10 protein-coding genes are annotated in these 16,106 nt (G+C 70.5%); 7 read left to right on the forward strand and 3 right to left on the reverse strand.

The window, feature by feature from the left end:
• Nucleotides 1-25: 25 nt before the first annotated feature.
• Nucleotides 26-1,396, forward strand: coding sequence for an MFS transporter (locus tag BM430_RS10730; RefSeq protein WP_244539433.1), 1,371 nt, complete (start codon nucleotides 26-28; stop codon nucleotides 1,394-1,396).
• A gap of 238 nt (nucleotides 1,397-1,634) precedes the next feature.
• Nucleotides 1,635-2,381, forward strand: a complete 747-nt coding sequence (locus BM430_RS10735; RefSeq protein ID WP_244539434.1) for an ABC transporter substrate-binding protein — start codon at nucleotides 1,635-1,637, stop codon at nucleotides 2,379-2,381.
• A 229-nt stretch (nucleotides 2,382-2,610) separates the two neighbouring features.
• On the opposite strand, the gene BM430_RS10740 is transcribed toward BM430_RS10735, so the two are convergent.
• Genes BM430_RS10740 through BM430_RS10750 form a run of 3 tightly spaced genes read right to left on the reverse strand, consistent with a single transcriptional unit; the run spans nucleotide 2,611 to nucleotide 10,097 of the window.
• A complete protein-coding gene (locus tag BM430_RS10740; RefSeq protein WP_093567244.1) occupies nucleotides 2,611-5,652 on the reverse strand; it encodes an efflux RND transporter permease subunit in 3,042 nt (1,013 codons plus the stop codon).
• Nucleotides 5,649-8,810 (reverse strand): efflux RND transporter permease subunit, encoded by a 3,162-nt coding sequence (locus BM430_RS10745; RefSeq protein WP_093567245.1) that lies wholly within the window; start codon nucleotides 8,808-8,810, stop codon nucleotides 5,649-5,651. The genes BM430_RS10740 and BM430_RS10745 overlap by 4 nt, the downstream gene beginning before the upstream one ends.
• 12 nt (nucleotides 8,811-8,822) lie before the next feature.
• Nucleotides 8,823-10,097 carry an efflux RND transporter periplasmic adaptor subunit gene (locus BM430_RS10750; RefSeq protein WP_093567246.1) on the reverse strand — a complete coding sequence of 425 codons (1,275 nt, stop codon included), beginning with the start codon at nucleotides 10,095-10,097 and terminating at the stop codon, nucleotides 8,823-8,825.
• Between the two features lie 867 nt (nucleotides 10,098-10,964).
• Here BM430_RS10750 and BM430_RS10755 point away from each other — a divergent pair.
• The 5 genes from BM430_RS10755 to BM430_RS10775 all read left to right on the forward strand — a co-directional run bounded on the left by BM430_RS10755 (nucleotide 10,965) and on the right by BM430_RS10775 (nucleotide 16,099).
• On the forward strand, nucleotides 10,965-12,002 hold the full coding sequence (locus BM430_RS10755) for a zinc-dependent alcohol dehydrogenase (RefSeq protein ID WP_093567247.1): 1,038 nt from the start codon (nucleotides 10,965-10,967) through the stop codon (nucleotides 12,000-12,002).
• 73 nt (nucleotides 12,003-12,075) lie between these two features.
• Nucleotides 12,076-13,431, forward strand: coding sequence for an ABC transporter substrate-binding protein (locus tag BM430_RS10760; RefSeq protein ID WP_244539435.1), 1,356 nt, complete (start codon nucleotides 12,076-12,078; stop codon nucleotides 13,429-13,431).
• 305 nt (nucleotides 13,432-13,736) lie between these two features.
• Nucleotides 13,737-14,297, forward strand: coding sequence for an SIS domain-containing protein (locus tag BM430_RS10765; RefSeq protein ID WP_093567249.1), 561 nt, complete (start codon nucleotides 13,737-13,739; stop codon nucleotides 14,295-14,297).
• Between the two features lie 24 nt (nucleotides 14,298-14,321).
• Entirely contained in the window at nucleotides 14,322-15,284 is a 963-nt protein-coding gene (locus BM430_RS10770) for a carbohydrate ABC transporter permease (RefSeq protein ID WP_093567250.1), read from the forward strand.
• Complete coding sequence (locus tag BM430_RS10775) at nucleotides 15,281-16,099, forward strand: carbohydrate ABC transporter permease (RefSeq protein ID WP_093567251.1); 819 nt, start codon at nucleotides 15,281-15,283, stop codon at nucleotides 16,097-16,099. The genes BM430_RS10770 and BM430_RS10775 overlap by 4 nt, the downstream gene beginning before the upstream one ends.
• Nucleotides 16,100-16,106 lie beyond the last annotated feature (7 nt).

Genomic DNA, 16,106 nt, shown 5'->3' on the forward strand with positions numbered 1-16,106 from the left:
CCGACCCGACGACGAGAACACACCCATGTCCCGCACGACCCTGCCACCCACGACCCCCTCCCCCACCGATCCCGGCGGCACCTTCGAGGGCCGGACGATGCGCAAGATCGGGCTGCGCCTGATCCCGTTCCTCGTGCTCTGCTACTTCATCGCCTATGTCGACCGGGTGAATGTCGGCTTCGCGGCGCTGACGATGAACCGCGACCTCGGTCTCTCCACGGCCGCCTTCGGCCTGGGCGGGGGCCTGTTCTTCGTCGCCTACGTCCTGTTCGAGGTGCCGAGCAACCTCGCGATGGAGAAGGTGGGGGCGCGGATCTGGATCGCCCGCATCATGATCACCTGGGGGCTCGTGGGCATCGGCTCGGCCTTCGTCACCGGCCCGGCGAGCTTCGCCGCCGCGCGCTTCCTCCTCGGCGCGGCCGAGGCCGGGTTCTTCCCCGGCGTGATCCTCTACCTGACCTACTGGTTCCCGAAGGCCTACCGGGCGCGCATCGTGGCGATGTTCATGGTGGCGATCCCGCTCTCCAGCTTCTTCGGCTCGCCGCTCTCGGCCGCGCTCCTGACCCTCGACGGCACCGCCGGCCTGCGCGGCTGGCAGTGGCTGCTGATCCTCGAGGCCGTGCCGGCGGTCCTCCTCGGCCTCGCCGCCCTCGCCCTGCTCCCGAGCCGCCCGGCGGAGGCCAGCTTCCTCACCGGCGAGGAGCGGGCCTGGCTGACGAACCGCCTCGACGCCGAGCGCCGGGCCGCCGAGGCCGGACAATCGCACGCGCACGGCCTCGCCGCGGTGCGGGCGGTGCTCGCGAACGGTCAGGTCTGGATCCTCGCGGTGATCTATGCCGGCAGCTCGGCGACCAGCAACACGCTGTCCCTCTGGATGCCGCAGATCCTCAAGGGGTTCGGCCTCAGCAATCTCGAGACCGGATTGCTGAACATGATCCCGTTCGGCATCGCTTCGGTGTTCATGATCGTCTGGGGCCTGCGGGCGGACCGCAGCGGCGAGCGCATCTGGAGCACGGCGCTGCCCCTCGCGCTGACGTCGGTGAGCTTCGCCCTGACGCTGCTGACCGGCTCGCTCTGGGTCACGCTGGTGCTCCTGTCACTGGTCCTGCTCGGCAACTACGCCATCAAGGGACCCTTCTTCGCGTTGGCGACCGAGACCCTGCCGCCGGCCCAGGCGGCGGCGGGCATCGCGGCGATCAACACCCTGGCGCATCTCGGCACCGGCGCGATCACCTCGCTGATCGGCGTGCTGCGCGAGCAGACGGGCAGCTTCCCGGTCGCCCTGCTGCCGCTCTGCCTCCTCACCGGTGCGGGCTGCGCCCTGGTCTTCTGGGTCGGTCGCCGCCGTGCCGCGACGGGCAATGCCGGCCCCTCCCCCTCCGTCGCACGGGCATGACGTCGCCCGAGCGTGGGGCTCGAGGGGGGAGCTTGCGACCCGCACGGGCGCCCTGTACCCCTCCGCGGCATCGGCCGTCGCCGCCGGGCGACACGCCCGGCACGGCGTGGGTCCTGTCTGCGGGACGCGGGCGCCGACCGGCCGGAAGGACGGGCCATCGATGACGGGATTCCCTGGACTGCAAGCGCTGGCTGCCATCGGGGCAGCCCTCGTCTTCATCAACGCCGGAGGCTGCAGGATGGCGCAAGCGGACGACAATGACATCGCCCGTCGCATCGCACCGACAGGGACGCTGCGAACTGCAATCAATTACGGCAACATCGTCCTCGCCCAGAAGGGGCCGGATGGGGAGCCGGCCGGGATCTCGGCCGATCTGGCGCGCGAGCTCGGCCGCCGGCTCAAGGTTCCGGTGTCGTTCACGACCTACGACACGGCCGGCAAGGTCGTCGATGCGCTGAACGGCCCGCAGACCTGGGACGTGGCCTTCCTGGCCATCGACCCGAAGCGGGCCCAGACGATCGGCTTCACGCCGCCCTACGTCGTCATCGAGGGAGCGTACATGGTCCCGCAGGGGTCCGCGCTCACGCGGAACGATGAGGTCGACCGGCCCGGAACCCGGATCGCTGTCGGCCGGAACACGGCCTACGACCTCTATCTCGCGCGCACCCTCACGTCGGCCGAGCGGGTCTTCGCTCCGACCTCGCAGGCCGCTCTGGACCTGTTTCTCCGGGATCGCCTGGACGTGGTCGCCTCCGTCAGGCAGCCGCTGGAACTCTACGCACGCGATCACGCGGATGTGCGCGTCCTTCCCGGGCGGTTCATGGTGATCGAGCAGGCCATGGCGGCCCCGAGAGGACGCGACGAGGCCGTGGCCTATCTGGGCCGCTTCATCGAGGAGATGAAGGCGTCGGGCTTCGTCGCGGCCGCCCTGGCCCGCAGCGGCCAGCACGACGCCGCCGTCGCGCCGAAATCCGACGTTCCGTAGCGGCCGTTCGCGCTCGGGAACATCCGGCCCGCGGGATACGCCGGCAAAGCCCGTCCGTTTGTCCGGAGGGCTTTGCACGACGCGGATCACCGGCCTTCGGCCATCATCGGCTGGTGAAGCCGTTCGTCGGGCTGCCCGGACCCCCGCCCTATCTCCGGGCGATCCGGGCTGAGCATCATTCGCCGAAGCGGTCACCGGTTCGGCGGCGAAATGATGCAAAAACAACAATCTAAGCAGAGTTGCCCCGTGCAACTCTGCTTAGTACCGCGAACACCACCGGCGTCGAGTACAACGTCAGCAACTGCGACACGATCAGCCCGCCGACCGCGGTGATGCCGAGCGGCTGGCGCAGCTCGTGCCCCGGCCCCGTGCCGAGCGCCAGCGGAACCGCGCTCAACGCCGCGACCAGCGTCGTCATCAGGATCGGCCGCGCCCGCGAGAGCGCCGCCTCCAGGACGGCCTCGCGGATCGCGAGACCCCGCTCGCGCTGGAGAACGAGCGCGACATCCACCATCAGGATGGCGTTCTTCATCACGATCCCGACGAGCAGCACGCAGGCGATCGAGGCCACGAGGGTCAGCGGCGTGCCGGTGACGCGCAGCGCGACGAGGCCGCCGATCACCGCCGAGGGCAGGGTCGAGAGGATGGTCAGGGGGTGGATCAGGCTCTCGTAGAGCACCCCGAGCACGACGTAGATCGCCAGCACGGCACCGAGGAACAGCAGCAGCTGGCGCGTCCCGGACTTGCCGGCCTCCCCCGCCTCGCCGCGAAAGCCCGTCTTGATCTCGTCGGGCAGGTGCAGCGTCGCCTCCGCCGCGCGGATCGCCGCCAGCGCGTCGCCGATGACCATTCCGGGCCTCGTGTTGAACGAGAGCGTGACGCCCGGCATCCCGTCGAGGTGGCGCAGCCACATCGCCGCGTGCCCGCGGCGCGGGCGCATCACCTCCGAGAGCGGCACCTGCGGCCGGTCGAGGCTCGCCCCCGGCACGTAGAGGCCGGCGAGGGAGGACGGGCTGCCCTGCGCCGCCGGCTCGACCTCCAGCACAACCCAGGCGTAGTTCGAGGGCAGGTAGATCATGCCGACCGGGCGTTGCCCGAACGCGTCGTAGAGGGTGTTGTCGATGGCGAGCGGCGTCACCCCGAACTGCGCCGCCCGCTGCCGGTCGATGACGAGGCCGGCCTCGAGCCCGAGGCGCTCGGCGCTCGTCACCACGTCGGTGATCTCGGGCATCGCCAGCATCCGCTTGCGCATCGCCTCCGAGGCGGTCCAGAGCGCGTCCGGGTCCGGGCCGACCAGCGTGTACTGGTAGCGGGAGGCGCCGCCCGACCCGCCGAGGCTGAGATCCTGCAGCGGCGTGAAGTAGGTGCGCATTCCGGCGACGTGGGCGAGGCGCTCGCGCAGGCGGTTCACCACCTCCTCCACCCCGGGCCGCTCCGCCAGGGGCTTCAGGCCGACATAGAGGTTGCCGTTGCTGAGCGACGCACCGCTGCCGCCGATATACGAACTGAGCGCGGCGACCGCGGGCTCCTCCAGGATCGTCCTCGCGACCCGGCGCTGCAGCTGCTCCATGGCGGCGAAGGAGACGCTCGGGTTGGTGATCGTACGCACCTGCAGGATGCCGGTATCCTGCGTCGGCATGAAGCCCTTCGGCAGCGCGACGTAGAGCGCGGCCGAGCCGGCGGCGCTCGCGGCGAGCGCGAGGAGCACCGGCCCCGGGCGCCGCAGGCACCAGGCGAGGCTCGCCCGGTAGGCCCGCGCCGCCCGGGACGGCGCGGGCGGGCGCTCCTGGATCCCGCGCTTCGGCAGCCGCGCGCACAGGGTCGGCACCAGGGTGAGCGAGACGAGCGCCGAGGCGAGGATCGCCGCGACCAGCGTCAGCCCGAATTCGCGGAAGTAGCGCCCGACCACGTCGGGCATCAGCAGCACCGGCAGCAAAGCCGCCGCGAGGGCGGCTGAGATCGCCACGATGGTGGCGCCCATCCGCCGCGCCGCCTCGAGGGCGGCTTCGTGCGCCGGGCGGCCCTCCTCCATCAGGCGCACCACGGCCTCGACCACGATGACCGCATCGTCGACCACGAAGCCGACCGCGATGGTGAGCGCCATCAGCGACAGGTTGTCGAGGGAGTAGCCGAGCACGCCCATCGCCGCGAGGGTGAGCGCCAGGGCCACCGGAATGCTCGCGACGGGCACGAGGGTGGCGGCCAGGCGGCGCAGGAACAGCGCGACCACGACGATCACGAGACCGATCGCGATCGCGATGGTGCGGGCGACCTCCGCCACCGATTCGCGGATCAGCACCGTGCGGTCGTAGAGCGTATGCACCTTGAGCGAGGGCGGCAGCCAGCGGGCGAGCTCGGGCAGGGCCGCCTTCAAGGCGTCCACCGTCTCGACCACGTTGGCGTCGGGCTGCTTGCGCACGAACACCACCACACCGCGCTCGCCGTTGAACCAGCCGGCGAGCCGCGTGTCGGTGACGCTGTCGGTGACCTCCGCGACGTCGCCGAGGCGGATCGGCCGCCCGTTACGGAAGGCGACGATCACCTCGGCCCAGTCCTCGGCCCGGACCAATAGGTCGTCGGCTGCGAGGGTCCAGGTCTGGTCGGCGAGCGTGACGGTCCCCTTCGGCAGGTTCCGGCTCGCGTCGTGGACGGCCGAGCGCAGCTCCTCGAGGGAGAGCTGCATGTTCGCCATCAGGCGCGGCGAGACCCGGACCCGCACCGCCCGCCGCTCGGCCCCCGAGACGGTGACCTGGGCGACGCCCGGCAGGGCCGAGAGCCGGGCCGAGACGACGCCGTCGGCGAGTTCGTAGACCTCGCTCGGCGGCAGGATGTCGGAGGTCAGCGCGAGGACGATCGCGGCGAGGTTCGACGGGTTGGCCTTGTAGTAGGTCGGCGGCTTCGGCATCCCCGGCGGCAGGTCCTGGCTCGCGGCGTTGATCGCCGCCTGCACGTCGCCGGCCGCCGCGTCGATACTCTTCGAGAGCGCGAATTGCAGCGTGATCTGGGTGCCGCCGACGGCGCTGAAGGCGCTCATCTCGGTCAGGCCGGCGATCAGGCCGAGGCGGTCCTCGAGCGGCTGGGCCAGCGAGGCGGCGATGGTGTCGGCGCTGGCGCCGGGCAGGCTGGCCTGGACCACGATGGTCGGGCGCTCGACGTTGGGCAGCGAGGCGATCGGCAGCCGGGCCAGCGCGACGAGGCCGATCAGCGAGAGCCCGAGCGCGATGAGCGCGGTGCCGACCGGTCGCGCGACGAAGGGGGCGGCGAGGTTCACGGGGCCTGCTCCGCCGCCGCGAGGGCGGCCGGCTCAGGGCCGCGGCGGCGGGTCAGCGCGTCGAAGGCGAGGTAGATCACCGGCGTGGTGTAGAGGGTGAGCACCTGGCTCAGCACCAGGCCGCCGACGATGGCGACGCCGAGCGGCCGGCGCAGCTCCGCCCCGATCCCGTCGCCGAGCGCGAGCGGCAGCGCGCCGAGGAGCGCCGCGAAGGTCGTCATCATGATCGGGCGGAACCGCAGGGCGCAGGCCTCGCGGATCGCGCCTTCCGGCGGGAGCCCGCGCTCGCGCTGCGCCTCCAGGGCGAAGTCGACCATCATGATGGCGTTCTTCTTCACGATGCCGATCAGCAGGATGATGCCGATCAGCGCGATCAGGTCGAACGGCATGCCCGCGAGCCTCAGGGCGAGGAGCGCGCCGAGGCCCGCCGAGGGCAGGGTCGACAGGATGGTCAGCGGGTGGATCACGCTCTCGTAGAGCACGCCGAGCACGATGTAGACCGTGACGATGGCGGCCAGGATCAGGATCCAGGTGCTCCCGAGCGAGGCGGCGAACTCGGCCGCGGCGCCCGACAGGCCGGTCGTGACGGTGTCGGGCAGCCCGATCCGGCTTTCCGCACGGTGCAGGGCGTCGAGGGCCTCCCCGAGGGAGGAACCGGGGGCGACGTTGAACGACAGGGTCGCGGCCGGGAACAGGCCCTGGTGGGTGACCGAGAGCGGGACCAATCGGCGCTCGACCCGCACGAAGGCGGAGAGCGGCACCGCCGCCCCGGCCTCGCGGTAGCCGGAGCCGAGGCCGTTGGCGGCATCGCCCGCGGTCAGCGCCCGCGAGGTGCCGGGGGTGACGTAGATCCGGTCGAGGATGTCGGGCGCCTGGCCGAGGGCCGGATCGACCCCGAGCACCACCCGATACTGGGTGAGCGCACCGTAGACGATCGCGATCTGGCGCTGGCCGAAGGCGTCGTAGAGGATCTGGTCGAGGGCGTCGACGGTGATGCCGTAGCGCGCCGCCACCTTGCGGTCGATGGTGAGCGCCAGCTGCAGGCCTTCGTCCTGCTGGTCGCTCGCCACGTCGGCGAGCGCCGGCTCGTCGCGGAGCGCGGCGACGAGGCGCCGGCTCCAGACTCGCAGCGTGTCGCCGTCGAGGGCCTGGAGGGTGTACTGGTACTGGGTGCGCGCGGCCCGGGTCTCGATGGTGAGGTCCTGCGCCGCCTGGAGGTGGAGGGCGATGCCCGGCACCGCCGCGACCGCCCGGCGAAGGCGTTCGATGACGATCGCAGCCGGGTCGCGCCGGTCGGCCGGGCCGATGTCGAGGTAGAGCCGGCCGGTATTGAGGGTCGGGTTGACGGTGCCGGCGCCGACGAAGCTCGACACCGCCCGCACCGCCGGGTCCTGGCTCACGATCGCGGCGACGCGGCCCTGGCGCTCGGCCATGGCCGGGAAGGCGATGTCCGGGGCCGCGTCGGTGGTGCCGACGAGGAGGCCGGTATCCTGCTCGGGAATGAAGCCCTTCGGGATCGCGGCGTAGGACCAGGCGGTGGCCGCGACGGTGACGGCGAACACCGCGAGCGTGGCGCGGCGATGGGCGAGGACCGTGTCGACGCCGCGCAGGTAGAGGCGCGTCAGCGCCTCGAACCCGGCCTCGCTCCAGCGGTAGAACCGGCCCGGCCGGTGGTCCGGCGGATCGCGGGTGAGGAGCTGCGCGCACAGCATCGGGGTCAGGGTCAGGGAGACGATCCCTGAGATCACCACCGCGAGGGAGAGGGTGACGGCGAACTCGCGAAACAGCCGCCCGACGAGGCCGCCCATCAGCAGCAGCGGAATGAACACCGCCACCAGCGAGACGGTGAGCGAGACGACGGTGAAGCCGATCTGGCGCGCGCCCTTCAGCGCGGCGGGCAGCGGCGCCTCGCCGGCCTCGATATGGCGCACGATGTTCTCGACCATCACGATGGCGTCGTCGACGACGAAGCCCGACGCGACCGTGAGCGCCATCAGCGAGAGGTTGTCGAGGGAATAGCCCAACAGCGCCATCGCCCCGAAGGTCGCGACGAGCGAGACGGGCAGCGCGACGCTCGGGATCACCGTCGCCCAGAGCTTGCGCAGGAACAGGAACACCACCAGCACGACGAGGGCGACGGTGAGGACCAGGGTGAACTGCACGTCGGCGATGGCCGCGCGGATCGAGACGGTGCGGTCGGTGACGACCGCGATCTTGAGCGAGGGCGGCAGGGCGGCGCGCAGCCTGGGCAAGAGGGCGTGGATCGCGTCGACGACCTCCAGCGTGTTGGCGCCGGGCTGGCGCTGGATGTCGAGCAGGATGGCGGGCCGGCCGTCGAACCAGGCGGCGAGGTCGGTGTTCTCGACCCCGTCGCGGGCGGTGCCGATCTCGTGCAGGTGGACCGGCGCGCCGTTGCGGTAGGCGATCACCACGTCGCGGAACGCCGCGGACTCGAGGAGCTGGTCGTTGGCGCCGACCTGGAAGGCCTGGCGCGGCCCGTCGAGGCTGCCCTTGGGCAGGTTGACGGAGGCGGCCGCCACGGCGCGCCGGACATCCTCCAGCGACAGGCCGAGCCCGGCGAGGCGGGCGGGGTCGACGCTGAGGCGCACGGCGCGGGTCTGGTCGCCCTCGACCGTCACGGCGCCGACGCCCGGCACCTGCGACAGCTTCTGGATCACCTCGGTCTGGGCGGCGTCGCTGACCTCGTGCAGCGGCAGGATCTCGGAGGTGAGCGCGAGGATCAGGACCGGCGCGTCGGCGGGGTTGACGAGGCGGTAGGTCGGCGGGCCCGGCAGCAGGCCGACGGGCATCCAGCCGGAGGCGGCGTTGATCTGGGCCTGGACGTCCTGGGCGGCGACGGCGATCGGGCGGGCGAGGTCGAATTGCAGCGTGATCTGGCTGGTGCCGGCGGCGCTGGACGAGTTCATCCGGGTCAGGCCGGTGATCTGGCCGAGGTAATGCTCCAGCGGCGCGGTGACCGACGTCTCGATCACCTGGGGCGAGGCGCCCGGATAGGTGGTGGTGACCTGGATGGTCGGGAAATCCACGGCCGGCAGCGCCGAGACCGGCAGGGCCCAGTAGCCGATGATCCCGAGCAGGATCAGCGCGAGGGTGAGCAGCGCCGTCGCGATCGGGCGCAGGATGAAGGGCGCCGACATGGGTCGCGGCTCTCAGCTCGGCCTGCGGGAGGCGGGCTCGGCCGGACGGGGCGGCGGCTCCGGCTTGTCGACGAGGGTGACCGGGGTGCCGTTCTCGAGCCGGTAATGCCCCTCGGTCACGACCCGCTCGCCGGCCTTGAGCCCCTTCTCGACGAGGACGCGGCCGCCGCTCGCCTGGCCGGGGGTGATGCTGCGGGTCGCGACGTGGAACCCGTCCTTGCGCCCGTCCTTCTGCCCCTCCAGCGCGACGAAGACGAAGTCGCCGCGCGGGCCGTGGCGCAGGGCGGTCAGCGGAATGGTGACGCCCTGGGGGCGGATATCGACGGTGATGCGGCCGTTGACGAAGTTGCCGGGCCAGAGGGTGAGCTGGGCGTTGGGGAAGCTCGCCTTGAGCTTGATCGTGCCGGTGGCGGGATCGACCTGGTTGTCGACGAGCTCGACCGTGCCGGCATCGAGCAGGGTGCGCTCGTCGGCGGCGAAGACCCGGACCGGCGCCCTGACCTCGCCGAGGCTGAGGCGGCTCCTGGCGACGGCGCTGGCCGGCAGGGTGAAGACGACCGAGATCGGCTGGAGCTGGGTCACCACCACGATCGCCGCGGCATCGCCGGCGCGGACATAATTGCCCTGGTCGACGAGGCGCATGCCGGTGCGGCCGGTGAGCGGCGCCGCGATGGTGGTGTAGGCGAGCTGGGTCCGGGCATAGGCGATCTGCGCCTCGTCGCTCTTGATCTGGGCCCGGTACTGGGCGACGAGCGCCCGCTGCTGGTCGACCTGCTGCTGGCTGGCGAAGCTCTTGAGGACGAGGGCCTCGGAGCGCTGAAGGTCGAGGAGGGCGCCGTCGAGCAGGGCCTGGTCCTTCAGCCGCGTCGCCTCCTGCTGGTCGAGTTGGGCCTGGAGCGGGCGCGGATCGATGATGGCGAGGGGCTCGCCGGCCTTCACGTCCTGGCCCTCGCGGAACAGGATCCGGGTGACCTCGCCGTCGATCCGCGAGCGCACGCTAATAGTGTTGTAGGCCTGCACCGTGCCGATGCCCGACAGGGTGATCGGCACCTCGCCGCTGCGCGCCGCTTCCACGGCGACGCGGGCCGGGTCGGCCGGGGCCGGCCGCGGCTCCGCCTCGCGCCCGGGCTCGCCGGGGGAAGGCCGCCGGGCGGCCCATCGCTCCTGCCACTGCGTCTGAAGCTGCTCCCGGACCGAGGCGAGGACCGGGACCGCCTGCGGCCACGCGACGAGCGTGCCGACCGCAACGGTCAGGCCGGCAACGAGACCCCAGGCGAAACCGCGCATCGTCTGATCCTGGAAGACAATTGGGCTGGAACGTGGGCTGGAACGATCGGCATCCGCCTGAGCGCTGGCTTCGATTGCAGTGTTTTGAAGCAACCTATGATAGCGTGCTCGACTGTCTTCCTGATCCCTTGGGGAATGCTACAGTTCATACTCACCTTACGCAAGTCAATTGTCGTGAAATTTTCGTTCTTCGCCGGAACGAGAAACATTTCAGACACGATTTGTTTGTGATTGCCCGATGTCGCCGGATGGTCGCCGCTGCCGAGCAGGACGACACCCGAGTGAACTGGACCGGGCCGGCCCGATCGCCGGGTTCGGCCTCGAAATGCCGGTGAACACCGTGCGACCGGCTTCGAAGGTGCACCATCCAGCGTTGGAGGGCGGTTTTTCCTTAGGGCCTAACGATCGAACCCGCGCGCCGGCGGAACGCCGAGACGATCGGGACAGCAGGTCGTGTCCCTGATCGGCAGGACCGTCTGATGGCAAACCCTGGAGGGTCCGCGCCGGGGCCGACACGCTCGCATTTTCCCCGGCCTGGAGCAGCGCCTGATCACGCTGCAACCGGGGGTATCCGAGGCGCGGTTTCCTGAAAGACGGAGGACGACAGCTCAGCCAGCTCCACCCACGTCGTCGGAGCGATGCGAACCCTAACCCAGCTCGAAGCCACCGGGACCCTTCATCGACGCGGCGCCGTTCGCGTCCGGCTGCGGCCCCAGCCCGATCGGCGATTCGGACGGCAGCCAGTGCCGCTACCGCCGCGATGCGCAGAGACGCGTGCGGATCCGAGCCGCACCCGAGCTTCATACACTTGCATCTCAGAAATTACATCTGTTAGAACGGGTCTGGGAAACGCAAGCCGGAGTGCCGATGAACGGCCCCACCCATCACGCCCTCTTCCTCCACGGTCCCTACGACGCACGCCTCGCGCCCTATACGCTGCGCGACGGCCGGCCCGGCGAGACCCTGCTCGATGTCGCGGCGGTCGGGCTCTGCGGCTCCGACCTGCACTACTTCAAGGACGGCGGCATCGGCGCGGCGACCATCGCGCAGCCCTTCGTGCCCGGGCACGAATTCTGCGGCCGGCTGACCTGCGACGACCCGGAACTCGGCCTGTCCCGCGGCACTCTGGTGGCGGTCGATCCCAACAAGGCCTGCGGCCATTGCGAGTACTGCGAGCGCGGCCACCCGAACCTCTGCCCGAACGTCGAGTTCATCGGTGCGCCGCCCTTCGACGGCGCCATGACCGAGCAGATCTGGGTGCCGAAGAGCCAGGTCGTGCCGTTGCCGCCGCATTTCACGCCTCTCGACGGGGTGATGCTTGAGCCTCTCGGGGTCGCGATCCACGCGGTCGACCTCGCCAAGCCGCGCCTGCTCGAGCGGGTCGCGCTGATCGGGCTCGGGCCGATCGGCCTCTTGATCCTGCAGGTGCTCAAGGTGGCCGGGGCCGGCGAGATCCTGGCGGTCGACCCCCAGGAGCACCGGCGCGACCTGGCCCTCCGCCTCGGCACGACTGCCGTCGGCGCCTCGGTCGAGGACATTCGCGGCTGGACGCGGAACGAGGGCTGCCCGCTGGTGATCGAGGCGACCAACGCCCCCGAGGGGTTTCGCGATGCGGTGCGGGCGGCCAAGATCGGCGGCCGGGCCGTGCTCGTCGGCATCCCGGACGGCGACGTCTACACGATGCCGGCCGCCGAGGCCCGGCGCCGCGGCCTCAAGATCAAGTTCGCCCGCCGGATGGGCGAGGTCTATCCCCGGGCGATCGCGCTGGTGGAGAAACGCCTCGTCGACGTCGCCAGCCTGGTCAGCCACCAGGTCGGCCTCGACGGGGCGGCGGCCGCCTTCGGACGCCACGCCCAGAACACCCCCGGCGTGGTCAAGACCCTGATCTACCCCAGCGGACAATAACCCAATACAAAAAACGCCATAACCGACGACGTCATAACAACAACGCCATGACGAGGGATCGATGAGGAAGCGCATGAGAGGCACCGCCGCGGCCCTGGCCGTCCTGGCGGGCGGAACCGTCGCGGGAGCGACCCTGTGGCAGGCCCCGGCCCGGGCCGCCGACTGGCTGGAGGGCGCCGCCGCCCCCCTCAAGGGGACGGCCGTCACCACCACCTTCCTCGACCGGCCGGGCTACCGCGCCATCATCAAGCTCTTGCCGGAATTCGAGAAGAAGACCGGCATCAAGGTCAACTACGAGATCGTCCCGTACGAGAACGCCCGCGAGAAGCAGGTCCTGAACTTCACCTCGCGCGGCGACCTCACGGTGGCGCTGGTCGACCTCGTCTGGATCGGCGAGTTCGCCGAGAACGGCTGGATCGAGCCGATCGACGGCCTCAAGGGCGACGCCAAGATCACCGATCCGAACCTGAACCTCCAGGGCTTCTTCCCGCTGCTCCTCGACGCCTTCGGCTCCTGGGGCGGCAAGGTCTACGGCCTGCCCTTCGACAACTATTCGGGCCTCCTGTTCTATAATTCCTGCAAGCTGAAGGAGGCCGGCTTCGACAAGCCGCCGGCGACCTGGGAGGCGCTGCTCAAGGACTACGCCCCGAAGCTGACCAAGGCCGACAAGAACCAGTACGCCTTCGCGCTGCAATCGCGCCGCGGCGAGACCCAGTCGGCCGACAGCTTCATGCGGGTGCTGTGGCCGTTCGGCGGCTCGCTGCTCGACAAGAACTTCAAGTCCAACCTGAACAGCCCCGAGAGCCAGGCCGGCCTTCAGTTCCGCCAGGATCTGATGAAGGTCATGCCGCCGGGCGTCGTCAGCTTCGACCACAACGAGGCGGTGAACGCTCTGGCGCAGGGCCAGGTCGCGATGATCACCGAGTGGTCGGCCTTCTACGGCACGCTCACCGACCCCAAGACCTCGAAGCTCGGCGATTGCCTCGCCGTGGCGCCGGAGCCGGAAGGCCCGGCCGGGCGCCTGCCGGCGCTCGGCGGCTTCTCCCTCGCGGTCGCCTCGCAGGCATCGGACGCGGAGAAGAAGGCGGCCTGGCTGTTCATCCAGTGGGCCACCTCGGAGGCGATCGCCCGCCCCTACGTCGAGGCCGGCGGCGTCTCGGGCCGCTCGGCGATCTACCAGCAGCCCGACATCAAGGCGTCGTACAAGTTCGTCGAACCGATGGTCGCCTCCTGGCAGAAGGGCGTACCGCAGTACCGCCCCCGCTTCCCGGCCTGGCCGGCGATCTCCGAGGTCGTGGCCGAGTGGGGCTCGAAGATGATGCTCGGCGAGACCACCCCGGCGGCGGGCGCCAAGGAGATCGGCACCCGCATGGAGGGGATCCTGGCCAAGGAAGGCTACTACTCGGGCAAGAAGGCGCTGCTGCAGTAGGGCGGCGGACGCGGCGGGGAGCCTGCGCTTTGACAGAAGAGCGCGGGTTTCCCCTCCCCTCTCTGCGGGGGAGGGTGCCCTGCGAATGCAGGGCGGGAGAGGGGACGCCGCTTCCGGAGAAATCGCGCGCGTCATGAAGGACGCCACCTGGAACAGCGTCGCGCTGCCCCTCTCCCGGCCTGCTCCGCAGGCCACCCTCCCCCGCAGAGGGGGGAGGGAAGAAACCCGAGCCACTCTTTATTCCCCGGACAGCCATACGCACGCGGGGAGAAGAGACATCCCGGCCCGCTTCAGGAGAAACGCCCGTGTCCACCCCCTACCGCCAAGCCCTCGCCGAACTGGAGCAGGTCTTCGACCGCCTCGACGACGCGGCCGTGGACGCGGCCGTCGCGGCGATCGCCGGCGCGGGACGGATCGCGCTCCACGGCGTCGGGCGCGAGGGGCTGCAAGTGCGCGGCCTCGCCATGCGGCTGTTCCACCTCGGGCTGAAGGCGAGCGTGGTCGGCGACATGACGACCCCGCCGATCGGGGCCGGCGACTTGCTCGTGGTCTCGGCCGGGCCCGGCGGTTTCGCGACCATCCAGGCGCTGATCGACATCGCCCGCGCCGCCGGCGCGGCCGTGCTGGTGGTGACGGCGCAGGCCGGCGGCGAGGCGGCGCGGCACGCCGACCACGTCCTCGTCGTCCCGGCCCAGACCATGGCGGACGACCGGGCGGACGATGGCGGCGGCACCTCGATGCTGCCGATGGGGTCGCTCTACGAGGGCGCCCTGTTCGTGCTGTTCGAGATCATGATCGTGAAGCTCCGCGCGCGAATCGGCGTCAGCCCCGAGGCGATGCGCGCCAACCACACCAATCTCGAATAATCCGCCTCGAATAACCCGCCTCGAATGACCGCACCTCTCGCAGAGACCCAGGCGACGCCCCCCGCCGACCCGGCCGCGCAGCGCCTAGCCGGCTCCGGCCGGCTCAATCCCGGCTACGGCCGGCTGACGCCGTTGTGGTTCCTGCTGCCGGCGGTCGGGACGCTCCTGGTGATCGGGATCTACCCGACGCTGTTCGCGCTCGTGACCTCGTTCCGGCGCTACAACCTCGCCCGCCCGCGGGACGGCTTCCCGTTCGTCGGATTCGAGAACTACCTCGGCGTCCTCGGCGACCGGTCCTACTGGGACTCGCTCCTCCTCACCGCCAAGTTCTTCCTGACCGTGATGCCGGTCGAGCTCGCGCTGGGCATCGCCATCGCGTTGATGCTGCACCAGCCGGGCCTTCCCTTCCTGCGGGCGCTCGCCCGGGTCTCCCTGGTGGTGCCGCTCGCCACCACCTTCGCGGTGGTCGGGCTGATCGGGCGGCTGATCTTCAACCGCGACTTCGGGGTCGCCAACCAGCTCCTCGGCTTCGTCGGGCTCGGCGGCGTCGACTGGCTCGGCTCCTCGGCCGGCGCCTTCGCGGCGATCGCCGTCATGGACATCTGGCAGTGGACGCCGTTCTGCGCCCTGATCTTCCTCGCCGGCCTGTCGATGGTGCCGGTGGAGATCGAGGAAGCGGCGCGCCTCGAGACGCCCTCGCGGCTCGCGCTCCTGCGCCACGTCCAGCTGCCCTACCTGCTGCCCGGGCTCACCTCGGTGCTGATCCTGCGCTCGGCCGACATCCTGAAGCTGTTCGACATGGTGTTCGTGATGACCCGGGGGGGGCCGGGCTCAGCCACCGACCTGATCTCGATCTACATCCAGCGGATCGGCTTCCGGATCTTCGACATGGGCACCGCCTCGGCCCAGGCGATCCTGCTCCTCGTCGTCACGATCATCCTGAGCCGGCTCTACATCCGCCTCCTCTACAAGGAGATCGACGCGTGACCGGTCGCTCCGCCCGCCTGCTGCACGCCCTCGGGCTCCTCGTCACCCTGGGTTTCACCCTGTTCCCGTTCTACTGGATGGTGTCGTCGAGCCTGAAGGAACAGGCCGCGCTCCTGGCCTCGCCGCCGGTCTGGCTGTTCCGCCCGACGCTCGCGAACTACGCCGAGATCTTCGCCGACCAGAAGGTCTCGGGCGCGATCCTCAACTCGCTGATCGTCGTCTGCACCACGACCTTCCTGGCGGTCTGCCTCGGCACGCCGGCGGCTTACGCGCTCGCCCGGTTCGAGTTCCGCGGCAAGCGCGACCTGTGGTTCTGGTTCATCTCGAACCGGATGATCAGCCCGATCGTGCTCGCGCTGCCAGTCTACCTGCTGGCGCTCCAGGTCAACCTGCTCGACACGCACCTCGTCCTGATCCTGATCTATCTCACCTTCAACCTGCCGATCGTGATCTGGATCTGCACCGACCAGTTCCGGTCGATCCCGCGCGACCTCGAACAGGCGGCGCGCCTGGAGGGGGCCGACCAGTTCACGATCTTCCGCCGGATCTACCTGCCGCTCGGCGTGCCCGGTATCGCGGTCTCGGCGATCTTCAGCTTCATCTTCTCGTGGAACGAACTGCTCTACGCCCTGGTGCTCACCCGCCGCCAGGTCCAGACGGCGCCCGTCGTCGCGACGAGCTTCATGTCCGGCTACGAGCTGCCCTGGGGCAAGATCATGGCGACCGGCACCGTCATCGTGCTGCCGGTGACGTTGTTCGCGCTCGCGGTCTCGCGCCACATGGTCCGCGGCCTCACCATGGGGGCGACGAAGTGACGAATCC

It is taken from the genome of Methylobacterium sp. 174MFSha1.1 (assembly GCF_900116815.1).
In the GTDB taxonomy this organism is placed as follows: Bacteria; Pseudomonadota; Alphaproteobacteria; order Rhizobiales; family Beijerinckiaceae; genus Methylobacterium.

Excerpts from the sequence above, each read along its gene's own strand:
- BM430_RS10730 (WP_244539433.1), top strand. The coding sequence starts at position 26 with ATGTCCCGCACGACCCTGCCACCCACGACCCCCTCCCCCACCGATCCC.
- BM430_RS10735 (WP_244539434.1), top strand. The coding sequence starts at position 1,635 with ATGGCGCAAGCGGACGACAATGACATCGCCCGTCGCATCGCACCGACA.
- BM430_RS10745 (WP_093567245.1), bottom strand. The coding sequence starts at position 8,810 with ATGTCGGCGCCCTTCATCCTGCGCCCGATCGCGACGGCGCTGCTCACC.
- BM430_RS10750 (WP_093567246.1), bottom strand. The coding sequence starts at position 10,097 with ATGCGCGGTTTCGCCTGGGGTCTCGTTGCCGGCCTGACCGTTGCGGTC.
- BM430_RS10755 (WP_093567247.1), top strand. The coding sequence starts at position 10,965 with ATGAACGGCCCCACCCATCACGCCCTCTTCCTCCACGGTCCCTACGAC.
- BM430_RS10760 (WP_244539435.1), top strand. The coding sequence starts at position 12,076 with ATGAGAGGCACCGCCGCGGCCCTGGCCGTCCTGGCGGGCGGAACCGTC.
- BM430_RS10770 (WP_093567250.1), top strand. The coding sequence starts at position 14,322 with ATGACCGCACCTCTCGCAGAGACCCAGGCGACGCCCCCCGCCGACCCG.